The 13,181-nt window shown below is 68.9% G+C and carries 14 protein-coding genes; 7 read left to right on the top strand and 7 right to left on the bottom strand.

The features are described 5' to 3' along the window. Positions 1-22 precede the first annotated feature (22 nt). Positions 23-514 carry a hypothetical protein gene (locus tag ACIRVF_RS41565; protein WP_402830074.1) on the bottom strand — a complete coding sequence of 164 codons (492 nt, stop codon included), beginning with the start codon at positions 512-514 and terminating at the stop codon, positions 23-25. A gap of 178 nt (positions 515-692) precedes the next feature. Continuing rightward, a complete protein-coding gene (locus tag ACIRVF_RS41560; RefSeq protein ID WP_402830072.1) occupies positions 693-1,718 on the bottom strand; it encodes an IS110 family transposase in 1,026 nt (341 codons plus the stop codon). A 356-nt stretch (positions 1,719-2,074) separates the two neighbouring features. Between ACIRVF_RS41560 and ACIRVF_RS41555 the strand changes: the two genes are divergently transcribed. The 3 genes from ACIRVF_RS41555 (at position 2,075) to ACIRVF_RS41545 (ending at position 5,081) form a co-directional block, all read left to right on the top strand. Then, on the top strand, positions 2,075-2,935 hold the full coding sequence (locus ACIRVF_RS41555) for a transposase (RefSeq protein ID WP_402830070.1): 861 nt from the start codon (positions 2,075-2,077) through the stop codon (positions 2,933-2,935). 11 nt (positions 2,936-2,946) lie between these two features. Further along, positions 2,947-3,252 carry a hypothetical protein gene (locus tag ACIRVF_RS41550; RefSeq protein WP_402830068.1) on the top strand — a complete coding sequence of 102 codons (306 nt, stop codon included), beginning with the start codon at positions 2,947-2,949 and terminating at the stop codon, positions 3,250-3,252. 221 nt (positions 3,253-3,473) lie between these two features. Next, entirely contained in the window at positions 3,474-5,081 is a 1,608-nt protein-coding gene (locus tag ACIRVF_RS41545; RefSeq protein ID WP_402830065.1) for an SMI1/KNR4 family protein, read from the top strand. Between the two features lie 245 nt (positions 5,082-5,326). Here ACIRVF_RS41545 and ACIRVF_RS41540 read toward each other — a convergent pair whose 3' ends face one another. After that, complete coding sequence (locus ACIRVF_RS41540) at positions 5,327-6,124, bottom strand: type IV toxin-antitoxin system AbiEi family antitoxin domain-containing protein (RefSeq protein ID WP_402830063.1); 798 nt, start codon at positions 6,122-6,124, stop codon at positions 5,327-5,329. Between the two features lie 440 nt (positions 6,125-6,564). Next, a complete protein-coding gene (locus ACIRVF_RS41535; protein ID WP_402830061.1) occupies positions 6,565-7,029 on the bottom strand; it encodes a hypothetical protein in 465 nt (154 codons plus the stop codon). A 954-nt stretch (positions 7,030-7,983) separates the two neighbouring features. On the opposite strand from ACIRVF_RS41535, the gene ACIRVF_RS41530 reads away from it, so the two are divergent. Next, positions 7,984-8,520: a helicase associated domain-containing protein gene (locus tag ACIRVF_RS41530; RefSeq protein WP_402830058.1), complete on the top strand. Its 537-nt coding sequence runs from the start codon at positions 7,984-7,986 to the stop codon at positions 8,518-8,520. A 282-nt stretch (positions 8,521-8,802) separates the two neighbouring features. On the opposite strand, the gene ACIRVF_RS41525 is transcribed toward ACIRVF_RS41530, so the two are convergent. The 3 genes from ACIRVF_RS41525 to ACIRVF_RS41515 form a co-directional block, all read right to left on the bottom strand. Then, entirely contained in the window at positions 8,803-9,192 is a 390-nt protein-coding gene (locus ACIRVF_RS41525; RefSeq protein ID WP_402830055.1) for an Imm1 family immunity protein, read from the bottom strand. A 95-nt stretch (positions 9,193-9,287) separates the two neighbouring features. Then, positions 9,288-9,557 carry a DddA-like double-stranded DNA deaminase toxin gene (locus ACIRVF_RS41520; RefSeq protein ID WP_402830077.1) on the bottom strand — a complete coding sequence of 90 codons (270 nt, stop codon included), beginning with the start codon at positions 9,555-9,557 and terminating at the stop codon, positions 9,288-9,290. 29 nt (positions 9,558-9,586) lie between these two features. After that, on the bottom strand, positions 9,587-10,924 hold the full coding sequence (locus ACIRVF_RS41515; RefSeq protein ID WP_402830053.1) for a polymorphic toxin-type HINT domain-containing protein: 1,338 nt from the start codon (positions 10,922-10,924) through the stop codon (positions 9,587-9,589). On the opposite strand from ACIRVF_RS41515, the gene ACIRVF_RS41510 reads away from it, so the two are divergent. Genes ACIRVF_RS41510 through ACIRVF_RS41500 form a run of 3 tightly spaced genes read left to right on the top strand, consistent with a single transcriptional unit; the run spans position 10,811 to position 13,157 of the window. Then, a complete protein-coding gene (locus ACIRVF_RS41510; protein WP_402830050.1) occupies positions 10,811-11,119 on the top strand; it encodes a transposase in 309 nt (102 codons plus the stop codon). The genes ACIRVF_RS41515 and ACIRVF_RS41510 overlap by 114 nt on opposite strands. Continuing rightward, positions 11,116-11,793: an IS3 family transposase gene (locus ACIRVF_RS41505; protein ID WP_402830047.1), complete on the top strand. Its 678-nt coding sequence runs from the start codon at positions 11,116-11,118 to the stop codon at positions 11,791-11,793. Before ACIRVF_RS41510 ends, ACIRVF_RS41505 begins: the two co-directional genes overlap by 4 nt. After that, positions 11,760-13,157, top strand: coding sequence for an IS30 family transposase (locus ACIRVF_RS41500; protein WP_402830044.1), 1,398 nt, complete (start codon positions 11,760-11,762; stop codon positions 13,155-13,157). The genes ACIRVF_RS41505 and ACIRVF_RS41500 overlap by 34 nt, the downstream gene beginning before the upstream one ends. Positions 13,158-13,181: the final 24 nt, after the last annotated feature.

The raw sequence follows: 13,181 nt of genomic DNA, 5'->3' as shown, positions 1-13,181 counted from the left end.
CAACTGGAACAGCTCCCACAACTCATCCGGCACCAGCCGCTCCACGATCGTCACCCGCGGAGCCTACTCGGCCGTCCAAATGAGATGTCCTCTTAGCAAGGTGCCAGTCCTCGACGTACGGACGCAGCAGGTCGAACGCCTCGTCGCCCCGGCCATGGCGGGCGAGCAGGCGCGCGAAGAATCCCAGCCCCAGCCGTTCCCCGCCCTCTGCGTGCGGCCGTACCAGCGCGATCGCGTCGTCGGCGCGGCCGTTCGCCTCCAGCAGCTCCGCCATGGCCTCGGCAGCCGTCCACCAGCCCGTCGCGGCATACGGGGCGATCACCTCCAGCGCCTGCGCCTGTCGGCCCTGCTCGGCGAGCAGCCCCGCCCAGGCCCGCGCGCAGAACCACTCCCCGCGCCCAGCCTGTTCCTCCACCACAGCGGTGTGGCCGTGCTCCAGCAACCGTGCGACCAGCTCCGGCGGAATGCAGCCTGACTGCGTGCGGGTCCGGTGGTCAAGATCGGCAGCGTCCATGGCGACGTACCGTAGCGCTCGCCCCTGACATTGATGCTGATACTCAGGTTCCGGTGGTCGTGGCTCTGCCACTGACTGACGCCCTGCTGGGCTGTCTTCGGGTTGTTCTGTCCGGCCGCCGGGACCTGTTCTCATGGCTCCGGCCGGGCGGAACATGACCTGATAGCGCCTCTGTGTGTCAAGCGGCTGCGGCGAGTTGGGTCCGATGGTCGCGTTTCATGATCCGGTAGACCACGTTGGACAGCCGTCGCTTCAGGGCTCGGCGGGCCTCGGACGGGGTCTTCCCCTCCGCGATCTTGCGCAGGTAGTACTCCTGGCCGCGGCCGCCGTCGCGGATCTGGACGACGGCGATGACATGCAAGACCGAGTTCAGCGCACGGTTGCCACCGGTGTTGAGCCGGTGGCGGACGTTGTTGCCGCTGGAGGCGTCCAGCGGCGCGCTGCCCGTGTAGCTGGCGAAATGGTGCTCGGTCGGGAATCGGGTGACGTCGCCGACGTGCCCGAGGACCTTGGCGGCCAGCACGGTGCCCAGGCCCGGCAGGCTGGTGAGCGTGGTGCGAGTCGCCGCCAACGCCTCGCGCATCTGGACCTCGTTGTCCTTGACCAGGCGGTCCAGGCGTCGAAGGTCGGCCAGCAGGTCACGGGCTATGTCGCGACGGCAGTTGTCGGTCGCGGTGACGGGGCGGATGCCCTTCATCGCGGCGGCGGCCTTGTCGGCGGACAGGCCGGTGGCCACGCCGCCGGGCAGCAGGACGGCGTGCATCCGGTTCAGGACACGGGTGCGCTCGTGGACAAGGTCGTCACGGCGCTCGGTCAGCAGCCGCAGAATCGTGGTCTGGTCCTCGTCGGCGACCCGCCGCAGGTCGGGGCGGTACAGGGCGACCTGGGCAACGTGGCGGGCGTCGGCCTCGTCGGTCTTGCGGTTGCCGCCGGTGGACAGCACCCGTGCCCGCGCCGAGAGAGTGGCTGGCACGTCGACCACGTCCTCGCCAGCGGCCGCCAGCTGCTGGGCGAGCGAGCGGCCGAGCCCGCCGGCGCCCTCGACGGCGAATCGACGCTCGGGCCACTGCTCGCACCAGGCCATGAGCTGGCGGAACGTTCCGGCGTCGACGACGAACCGGCGTCTGGCCAGCTGATGGCCCGAGGCGTCGACGGCGACGGCGGTGTGGGAGGACTTGTGCGGGTCGATACCGATCAGGATCACAGGCTGGCCTTGCACTCGACGGGACCGAAGAGGGAGTGCGGTGGGCATCCTGACTTGAAGTCACCGTGTCGTCCTCATGCCTCTGCCGAGCCACACCGCGCAGGTGTCGGCCGGCGGCGGCACGCTATGAGAGAGCCAGCCCGTGGGCGGCAAGGAGCACTGCGGGCCCGTGCCGACCGACACCCTGGACGCTACGGCTGCAGACCGCGCGTCTGGGGTCGATTCAACAAGTCAGGAGCTTGGTCCAGAAGCCCCTTCAATGTCCTGTCTGCGCCACCCGGCCGGCGCCAACCTCCGGCTAGGGAAGGCATCATCAGCATGACATCAGCGGTTGCCAAGGACACAACGGCCAGGACGTGTTCGGCGGGGTCGACTCCCACACCGACACCATCCACGTTGCGGTCGTCAGCGACAACGGCGGCCACCTCGCGGACGCCGAGTTCCCCACCACAGCGGCCGGATACGCCGCGGCCCTGGCCTTCCTGACCGCCCACGGCCACGTGCTCGCCATCGGCGTCGAGGGCACCGCCTCCTACGGGACCGGCTTCACCCGCGAGGCCCGCGCGCACGGGCATCGGGTCGTCGAGGTCAACCGCCCCGACCGGGCCGAACGCCGCCGCATCGGCAAGTCCGACCCCGTCGACGCCTACGCCGCCGCCCGGGGCGCCCTGTCCGGGCGGGCCTCCAGCGCACCCAAGGACGACACCGTTGCCGGCATACGTGCCCTGCACAACGCCTCCCGCTCCGCCGTCAAGGCACGCACCGCCGCCCTCAACCAGATCGGGCAGATCCTGATCACCGCACCCGAGGCGATCCGCGCCAAGTTCGGGCGGCTCAAAGCACAAGAGCGGACCGAGGCCCTGGCCCGGGTGCGGCCGGCCGGGGACGCCGTCCACGTCGCTCTCCTGACCGCGCTCAAGAGCCTCGCCCGGCGCGTCAAGGAACTCACCGCCGAGCACGAGGCCCTCACGAAGGCTCTTGACGCCGAGGTCACCGCCCACAACCCCGGCCTGCGGGCCGCCTACGGCGTCGGCCCCGACACCGCCGCCCAGCTGCTGGTCACCGCCGGAGGCAACCCCCGAACGCATGCGCACCGAGGCGGCCTTCGCCGCGCTCTGCGGGGCCGCACCGGTCCCCGCCTCCAGCGGCAGGACCAACCGGCAACCGCCTCTCCAGGGGCGGCGACCGCGCGGCCAACGCCGCCCTCTACCGGATAGCCCTCTGCCGGATGTCCAGCGACCGACGAACCCGCGACTACGTCGTCCGCCAGACCGAGGCCGGGCGGACGAAGAAGGAGATCATCCGGCTCCTGAAACGGGCCATCGCCCGGGAGATCTTCCGCTGCCTGACCACGACCGTCGCCGTCCCGGGCGTCGCCGACCTACGGCCTCTGCGACAGTCCAAGAACATCACCCTCACCGCCGTGGCCGGGCACTTCGGAGTCTGGCCCGCCACCATCTCCACCCTCGAACGCGGAATCCGCCGAGACGACGACCTCGCCAACGCCTACCGCGAATGGCTCACTGCCGCTTGACAGCCCATAGGAGCATCACCCTGCCGGCATTGGCGGTAGCGGTCGAATACAGCACGGGTGGAATGGCGCTCGGCGCGGTAATGGTGGGCAAGGCGGGTCTGTGCTCCATGACCGTCGGCTCCACCGGGCTGAGCCTGCAGTCCCCGGCCGGATTCTGCTGACCGGGTCTGTCATGGGCCCCTGCGATGATCGCGGGAGTGTCGACGGAAGCGGAACAGAACATGGCCGAGCTGATTGAGCAGGGCGTCGCCCGGGTGGCCGGGATAATTGCGGCGAACGCACCGGTGGGGTGGACGGAGGCGGTGCTCGTGAGCACCGAAGGCCTTTTCGGTCTCAACGTCTCCGGCGAGTGCATGCTCGCTGGCGCGAGCGCGCGGCGGTTCCATCTGGCCCGTGGCTTCCAGGATCTGAGTGACGTGACGGCGGCGGTGGGTACGGCTCGCGGCTGGGAGCGCACCAGGCTGGAGATACGGTGCCGGCCATCCGGGGAGTACTCGCTGGTCGCGTCCCGTGACGTCGTCTCCCGGCTACACGGAGAGCGTCCGGGCTTCCTGGCTGTCCTGGATCACGGCTACCGGCTCTCCTCGGCGGGGGACGCCCAGGAAGAGGGCACGGCGGGCCCGGCGGGCGACCCGGACCTGGCGCTCGCCCGGCTCCGCGCCTACCTGAAGCAGCGTGCCGACATCCTGGGACGTTCCGAGGCGCTGCCCCCGCCCGTGACCGAGGCGGCCCTCGCGGACGCCGAGCGCCGCCTCGGCCGACCGTTGCCCGCTGATCTGCGGGCGCTGTACCTGTTCGCCGACGGCAGTGGGGACGACGCCTGTGGCCTGTTCGGCAACCTCAGCTGGATACCGCTGGACCGCCTGGTCGCCGCCAACGCCGACCTGCGGGAACCGGTGTGGAGCGGCTGGGAGAACCACTGGGATGCGGTCGTCCTGGACGCTGACCCGCCCGGTACTGTTCGACGCTGCCACGAGCACCCCGCGTGGCTCCCGTTCGCCACCGCCGACGACGGCAACTACCTGGCGGTCGACATGTCCCCCGCCCATGCCGGACATCCCGGGCAAGTGATCCAGATCGGCCGCGACTACTACGACGGGCCGCTCCATGTCTGCGACTCCGTCACCTCGCTCCTCGCCCGCTACCTGGACCTGCTGGACCGGGGCGCCTATGAGGTAGAGGAAGATGACGTCGACTACATCGACTTCGTGGAAAGTCCGTGCGAGTCCGGTTCCGATCCCGAGCTGCGATCCGGCGGAATCCCTCACGCCGTGTCACCCGGTCTCCAGGCCGTTCTGATCCAGACCAACGCTCCCGCCATCCCGATGGACCTCACCCCGCTCGCAGCCGCGCCCCATCTACGAAAACTCGAACTCAAGCGCCGCCCCGTCACCGACCTGACCCCCATCCGGGACCTGCCCGTCGAGTCGCTGGCCATCGACCTCCACGGCGGCGACCTCACACCACTCAAGGGACACCGACACCTCAGCTCGCTGGACCTCGCCACCACCGCCACGACCGACCTCACCCCGCTACGCACGGCACCGAATCTGCGCGGCCTGGATCTCTCCCAGGCCACGGTCCAGGACTTGACCGTGCTCGCGGAGTTCCCGCAGCTGCGCTACCTGGCCCTCACCGGCAGCCAGTGGGCCGTCCTGCTGGACGAGGACAAGGTGCCGCCTTCCTTGGCCGCCGCCCGCCTGGCCGAGCGCGACACGTCCCGCGCAGAGGCGCTGTCCTGGGCGGAGAGGCTCGGCCTGCCCATTGGAGCGTCTTTCGTCATCTCAGGGACTCTCGCTTCGGAGGGTGAGATCGACCGCACCCGGTGAAATGGCCGTCAGCTGAGCAATATCGCATGCTTGGAATGACGCTCCCCGCCAGTCGGTGCCGATCTCTGGGACACGGCTACGAGGAAGGAGGCCGCCACCCGCAGGTGGCGGCCCTCCGGCATCTCAGACAGGGACAGCGACGACAGGACAGTCCGGATGCCGCACCCGGCGATGTCGCGCGACCGGCCGACGGTGCGGCGGGGGCAGGGACGCGAACCGGCCGCCGACAGGGCTGGGCCCGCGGGTCAGCTGTCCAGTTGCGCGTACAGGCCACGGCTCGGCCGCTGCGCCCGGCCGGCCTTCGTCAGGCGCTCCAGCGCGGTGCGCACCGCGTTCACGGTGTCCGCCGATTCCTCGATCCCCAACCGGGCGGTCACTTCCCGGGCCCGCAGCGGCCCCTGAGCGCCGGCCAGCACCGCCAGCACGCTGTCGGCGGTAGCACCGGTTGTTCGGCGCCCGGGGGCGGGTGCAGCCGTTCCGCGCTTTGCGGTGGGCGGCTCGGCGCCGGTGCGCACGGGCCGGGCCCCCTCGGCTGCGGCGCTCTTCTTCGCCGCGGCAGGCCGCGCGCCGTCGGTGGTCTTCTTCACCACCGTCTTCTTCGCCGCGGTCGTCTTCGCGGGGGCCGCCTTCTTCCCTGCGGCCCTCTTCGCGGGTGTCGCTTTCTTCGCCGCGGTCTTCTTCGCGGGGGCCGCCTTCTTCCCAGCGGCCTTCTTCGCCGTCTTCGTGACCGTGTCCGTGCGCAAGGTGCCCTCTTCGGCCGGCTCCCCGCCCCGCTCCAGCGCCGCCCCTGTCTCGGCCGCGAGCTGCTGCGGCCGAACCCGGACGATGGCGTCCGCCTCCGCCCGGACACCGCCCACCGGCGTCATGTCCTGCGAGGCCACCAGTTCGGTCAGGGCCCGCAGGCCCTCGATGGCGCCGCGGACGGCGTTCTCCCGCGCCACGGCGCCGGTCAGTTCGTCCTCCAGGCGCCGGCGCCGGGCCTCGATGTCGGGAAGTTCCGCCTCCAGCTCGGCGATGGTCTCACTGAAACGGCTTTCTGCCACGGTTCCTCGTCTCCTCCGCCCCTGCGATCTGCCGCAGGGACTGTGCGATCTCTACCCCGCCACCGCGTCCGCCAACAAGAAACCGCGCCGATCCGCCCAGCCTGCACCGACACCTACGCCCGGGACACACTGGCCGATGGGCAGGGCCCCCAGCTGACGCGCAGTCCAGGCTGCCTCCGTGGCAACGTTCGGGACACAGACTCAGGAACCAACCCGTTCGACCGCGCGGCCCGACATCTGCGAGCCCCCTTTCGACCGGTTCTCCCGGCTTCCTTCTGCCCGCCGCCCTCGCGCCCGGCTGCTCGGCACCCCGCGCTGACAAGTACAACCCCGCGCTCCCGCATGCACGTCACCGGCCGTGCGCAGCAGCCGGTTTCGTCGGCCGAACAGCCACACCCACGTCAGCGCGGCGCGGCGGCGGCCGGTTGCCGATGGGGTGATCATTTGGTGGCCGGGAGGGGGCGTGACCAGGTCCTGAGCGTGACCGCCACGGTGGCCGCGCTCACCAGCAGCAGGGGGGTCAGGACACCGAGGGCCAGGGCGTTGTTCAGGCCATGGAAGATCTTGCGGGCGCCTGAGACGGCGAGCAGACCGGTGGTCAGCGCGGTGACGCAGGCAAGCGACGGGGCCCTGCGCGATCCCTGCTCCAGCCGGACGGCGGTGTACGCCCAGGCCCAGACAGCCGCCGCTGCCACGACGACGATCAAGAAACCGGTGAACCCCGCAACGAGGTCGTTCAGCTGGGCCGTCTCCGCATCGACGTATCCCCACTGGTCCCGGGGCGGCTCGACGGAGGGCCGCACGGCCAGGGCGTAGAGGGGCGCGAAGACCCAGAGACAGGCCCCGGCCCGCATCAACAGGACGGGCAATCGCAGACGGGCCAGGGGGACGTGCGCTGCGGTCATCGCGGTTCCTTGAGGCGAAGTGCGTGGTGAGGATGGGTAGAGCCTCGCCGACGCGGCCCGCCTGCCGCATGAGTACGGCTACTCACTTCCGGCCGGTCAGTCGGCGGCGGTCTCTGGAACAGATCCGGCGGGATCCGGCCGACATCGCGCACCGCGTAGAGCGGCACGCCGGCCTGGAAGATGCGCCCGGCGTCACGGGCCTGGACGTCCGCGTCTGTGGCGATCTCCGGGCCCTTCTGGCATATGGGCCCAGCAGCGGCCACCCCGGCGGCAGGTCCACTCCACCTGTCCCTTGGGGCCGTACTCCCAGCTGCTCGCCTGCTTCAGCACGGTCTCGCATTCGGCGCAGGCCAAGGTCTGCAACAGCTCGCGGTGGACCCCTGCTCGGCCTTCTTCTCCCGGGCCTTCTGGCGCTCGTCGTACGCGGCGCAGCGCGGCAAGGGCAGGCTGGTGAGAAAGGGTCCGGGCCCGGCCGCCGGGGGGGTGCGGTCGGGGCCCGGAGTCTTGGAGAAGACGCGGGGAGGGGGTCAGTCGACCTCGACGTAGGCGACCAGGACGATCGTGCCGAGCACGGTGGAGACGTAGGCGATCCGGACGCCGTCCTTGGCGTACTCCAGAACCGGGCTGTCCGGGCGCAGCTGGACACCGGCGGTCTTCGGGTTCAGCGCGATGGTGTCCAGCCCCAGGGTGGAACTTCACCCGCGACCAGGACGGCAAGCCGGTCCTGGTCTACGACAACCACAAGGCCCACCGGCTCGGCCGGCGTCTTCCGATCCCGGAGGCCACGGCCGCCGTAATCGTGCGCCAGCAGTTGGCCGTCCGCGCCCGGTTCCCCGACACGTCCAGCGCCGAGCTGATGCTGTTGCCGTCCCCAGTGGCGAACCGAGAAGGCCACAAGGCCATGACGGCTACGCCGTCGGCACCTGGCTCGCCGAGCTGCGCGCTGCGGCCCAGGTGCCGGCCGACCAGCCCGGGGCGCTCGCGCCGCAGCGGCGGACCGCGCTGGAGGAGATCGACCCCTGGTGGTGCCCGGCCTGGCCCATCACCTGGCAGCGCACCTACGCCACCGCGCGGCAGTGGTGGCTGGAGTGCGACGGCAAGGTCGACTGGGCCACGCTGCCCGTGGACACCGTGTTCGAGGGCGAGCAGCTCGGACGCTGGGTGAAGGCGCAGCGGGCCGGCTGGCCCGAGTTGGAGGCCGATCAGCGGGACCTGCTGTCGGCGATCGGCATCGAGGCCGACCCCGAGCTGGTGGCCGCGAAGGCCGCGGCCGAGGCGAAGCCGAAGCTGTCCCGCACCGACCGGTTCCAGCTCCACCTGGCGGCCCTGGCCGAATTCGTCGAACGAGAAGGCCACGCCCGCGTCCCGCGCCCGCACAAGACCAGCGAGGGCCTGTCGCTTGGTGCCTGGCTCAACAACACCAAAGCCCGCCGAGACAAGCTGACCGCCGAGCAACGCGGACAGCTGGAAGCCCTCGGGGTGGCCTGGTAGGCCCGACGACCCCGCCCGGGTCGGTGTTCCGTGCCCGGCGATACGCTGCCGGGGCCCTGAGAAAGCACTGGAAGGCCGTCACCCTGGTGGCGGCCTTCCAGCTTCTGGGTAGTTGGCGGTGAGCCGGCCGCCTGGGGCCCGCCGACACCACTCCTGCTCCAGGCCAGTGTCCGAGGCCGACAGTACGCTGCCGGCGCCCCGAGAAGGCACCAAAAGGCCGCCACCTGCGGGTGGCGGCCTTCCGGCATCTCGAAGTGGTGGTCAAAATTTAGTGCTGGATGGCTAAGCTCCGAAGGTTTCGGGCTGCCATTCGAGGCAGGTCGGCCGCCTGCCACCAGAGGTGAAGAATTCCTTCACTGCCTGGCGCACGAGGGCGATCGGAATCTCTGAATGGTCCGCGAACTGGGTCATGTTCGATACGAAGTGATAGGTCGGCTTGGTTCGAGTTTCCGGCGATCCCACGGAAGTGAAGTTTCCGTTCGCATCCATGTAGGACACGAGTCCAAGGCCAAGGGTCTTGCTCGCACAGACCATGAGCTGGTGATCAGGGAATCCTGAGGGTGTCACCTCTCGGTCCTGCGAGTACACTTCGGCGAGGGTGCTGTAGTCGTGTTCGCCATCCAGCAGGTCGTCGATGAACGCATCGACGCCATCCAGGCTCGCAATGATCACAGGGCTCTTTCCATGACCACTCCTGTACCTGGCTTGGATTCCTTTCATATCCCCCACGCCGGGGAGTATTTTATAATTGGATTTAATTCCATCTATTATTTGCATGTCGGAATCCATTTCCCCTTATTCCCCCCGTACGCCTTGCTCCGCCACCCGTCCGGGCATGCCGGATCAGGCCAATGTACCACCAGGTCCCTGTCCCCCAGTAGATAGTCGAGAATCGCATCGCACCCGAGCAGCGCGTCGGAGCAGGGGCCCGTTGTGTTGTTGATGGCGAGCTCCGCCATAGTAATGTTTTCTTCGTACATTCGAGCCACGAATTTTTGCTCCACATCCTTAGCCCGCGCGGATGTGGCATTGCCCAGGGGAACCCCGCCTTCCTTAAGCTTCGCATTTACCCAGTCGACAAACCTTTGGTCATTTGCGTTGTCGATTCCGCTGGCCAGATTGTAGCCTTCCCTTTTCCGGCATTACCCCTGGCGAATCCTGCCGTCCACTTACCGGTAACCCATTCTGGAAGCTTGGATTTCGCGGCCTGGACAAGGGGGTCGAAACAGTTATCGTTGTGGACGAGAACCGGTATTTCATCGGCCAGGACATAGTACGTGTGGAGTTCCTGGACCGTCAGGTTGTAGGCGGCCTGCAATTCGGTCTTGTGTCGGACTTCCGAGACCGTCGCCGTAGAACCGGTGGGGGTTCGCAGCCTGTCGCCGACGGCAAGATCGGCGGCTTCAATCCAGTCGTGCTTGTTCTCGGCCCAGAACGGGTGTCGGTCGGTCGCGGTAAGGCTGCCGTTGCTATTCTCACCGGCAATGGTCAGGTCGGTGAAGTCCCGGTCGTCCGGTGAGTGGATGAGCCGCTCGACGATCTCAGGAGACGTCTCGCCCGTAATCGGGTCGGTGGCAAGGACCTTATCGCCGGGCCCGACCTCCTCAATGGGTTTGCGGCTGCCATCACCCATGAGCACCAAAGTGCCTGCGGCGAAGCTGTTGGGAATCGTCGGGCATGACGCTGGTACCCGAGTAACCAGCTTCTTGATGAACTCTGCGGCCTTGTCGCCGTATTTCCCGAACTTCTTCGCCGACTGGCCGAACTTGGCGACGGCAACGCCGTCACCGATGAAGGGGATCGCGCCGATGCAAGAGGTGATGGCGTCGGCCGTACGGCCTTCGACGGCGTAGTAGGCGCAGTTGATGAGGTCGGCGATGTCCGCGAGTCCGGGGGCTATCATGCCGCCGGCGCCGCCGATGATATCGAGGGTGAGATGAACGCTCTCGGAGAAGATCTGGTAAAGGGCATTGAGGTTGTCGTTGTCCTCCTTCTGCTTCTTGATCTCATCTTCGATCGCCGCGACCTGGTCCTGCTTCTGCTTGGCTGCCAGCTGGTCTGCGGCTTGCTGCGTCTGGTCGTGAAGTTTGCGAAGTTCTTCCGCCTTCTGCCGGTCCTCTTCGAGCTTGGCGAGCCTGGCCCGCTCCTCCGCAGCGCGTTTGTCCTCGTAGTTGGCGTGGGCGTCGTCGGCGGCGTCCTGGGCTGCTTTGGCGTCCTTTCCTGAGGTTCCCCCGAGATGCGGAGGATGGTGACAGTGGTTCAGATGTGTCTCATGAGAGGACCCGAGACCATGGCTGCCCCGAAGAAGTACCCGCTGGAGTTGCGTGAGCGCGCGGTGCGGATGTATCGCACGGCCGACCCGAAGCCCGTCATCCGACGGATGGCCGAGGATCTCGGTGTCCACCCCGAGGCCCTGCGCAACTGGATCCGTCAGGCCGAGGCGGACGCCGGCGAGCGCGACGACCGGCTCACCACCGCCGAGCGCGAGGAGCTCGTCGCCCTGCGCAGGGAGAACGCCCAGCTCAAGCGGGCGAACGAGGTCCTGCGGACGGCGTCGGCGTTTTTCGCGGCGCAACTCGACCCGACCCGGACCAGGTGACGGCGCTCCTCGATGAGCATCCTCACCTGGGGGTCGAGTGCGTACTTCGGGAACTCGGCATCGCCTCCTCCACCTACTACCGGTGGCGCCGCGCCGAGGCCCAGCCCTGCGAACGGCACCGGCAGCACATCGAGCTGACCGGCCGCATCCGCGAGGTCCACGCCGAGTCCGGCGGGATCTACGGCTCGCCGCGCGTGCACGCCACCCTCAAGCGCGAGGGCGTTCACGTCGGCCGTAAGCGGGTCGAACGCCTGATGCGCGAAGCCGGCCTGCAAGGAATCAGCCCGCGCCTGGCGGGCAAGGGCTTCACCCTCCGCGACCCGGGCGCTGAGCCGGCGCCGGACCTGGTACGGCGCGACTTCACCGCACCCGCACCGAACCGGCTGTGGGTCACCGACCTGACCATGGTTCCCACTCTGGAAGGGCCGTTGTGGCTCTCCGCGATCCGGGACGCCTTCTCCCGGCGGGTCGTGGCCTGGGAGACCTCCGCCCGTGCGGACGCCGACCTGGTCCTCACCTCGCTGGAGTACGCGCTGGCCAGCCGCGAGGTCGCCCCCGGCCAGCTCGTGCACCACGCCGACCACGGCTGCCAAGGTGGATTCAACCAGTCGTCGCAACACCTCGATCGTGGAGGTGCCGGATGGGACGGCCTGCGGGGTGGACGACGAAGGTAACGGGACGTCCGGCGATGCGTTCGCCGGGCCGGCCGCCGGTGCGTCGGGACGTGGAGCGCGCGTTCTGGGTGAAGGTTGCTGAAGGTCTCACGAGCGAGGATGCCGCGGTGGCGTGCGGCGTGTCAGGGCCGGTCGGTTCGCGGTGGTTCCGCGATCGTGGCGGGATGCCTTCGATCCAGCTCAGTCCGTTGTCAGGCCGGTATCTGTCGTTCGCCGAGCGTGAGGAAATCGCCCTGCTGAGGGCCCAGGGCACCGGCGTGAGGGAGATCGCCCGCAGGCTGGGGCGCTCGCCGTCGACGATCTCTCGCGAGCTGCGGCGCAACGCGGCAACGAGGTGCGGGCGGCTCGACTACCGGGCCTCGATCGCACAGTGGAAGGCCGAGCTGGCGGCAGGCCGGCCGAAGACCGCGAAGCTCGCGGCCGACGAGCGGCTGCGCGAGTACGTGCAGGACAGGTTGGCTGGCTTGATCCAGGCTCCCGACGGAAGGCCGGTGCGGGGTCCGGTGACGCAGGAGTGGAAGGGACGGAACAAGCCCCGCCGTCAGGACCGGCGTTGGGCCACGGCGTGGAGTCCGGAGCAGATAGCGAAGCGGTTGCAGGTCGACTATCCGGACGACGAGTCCATGCGGATCTCGCACGAGGCGATCTACCAGGCCCTCTACATCCAGGGCCGCGGCGCGCTCGAGCGTGAGCTGGTCACGTGCCTGCGGACCGGGCGTGCCCTTCGGGTTCCGCGCTCGCGCGCCCGCCAGAAGGCGGCCGGTCACGTCACGCCCGACGTGGTGATCAGTGAGCGTCCCGCCGAGGCCGAGGACCGGGCCGTCGCGGGCCACTGGGAAGGCGATCTGATCATCGGAACGGACCGGTCCGCGATCGGCACGCTCGTGGAGCGCACGACCAGGTTCACGATCCTGGTCCACCTTCCGCGGATGGAAGGCTACGGCGTCGAGCCAAGGGTGAAGAACGGCCCCGCGCTGGCTGGCTACGGAGCCGAGGCGATGCGCAAGGCCCTCACAGCCCAAATGGCCAACATCCCGCAGCAGTTGCGCAGATCGCTGACCTGGGATCGAGGTAAGGAGCTTGCCCAGCACGCCCAGCTGAAGGCCGACACAGGCATCGCCGTCTACTTCGCCGACCCGCACAGCCCCTGGCATCGGGGCACGAACGAGAACACGAACGGGCTGCTGCGGCAATACTTCCCGAAGGGCACGGACCTGGCCCGCTGGACCGCCCACGACCTCGAAGCCGTCGCCGGCGCGCTCAACACCCGGCCGCGGAAAACACTCGGCTGGAGAACTCCTGCGGAGGCCCTCGACGATCAGCTACTCTCGCTCCAAACCAGCGGTGTTGCAACGACCCCTTGAACCCGGGCAATATACGTCCATCAA

This window comes from Kitasatospora sp. NPDC101157 (genome assembly GCF_044768255.1).
Taxonomy (GTDB): Bacteria; Actinomycetota; Actinomycetes; order Streptomycetales; family Streptomycetaceae; genus Kitasatospora.
This window is presented reverse-complemented; position numbering and strand designations above follow the sequence as displayed.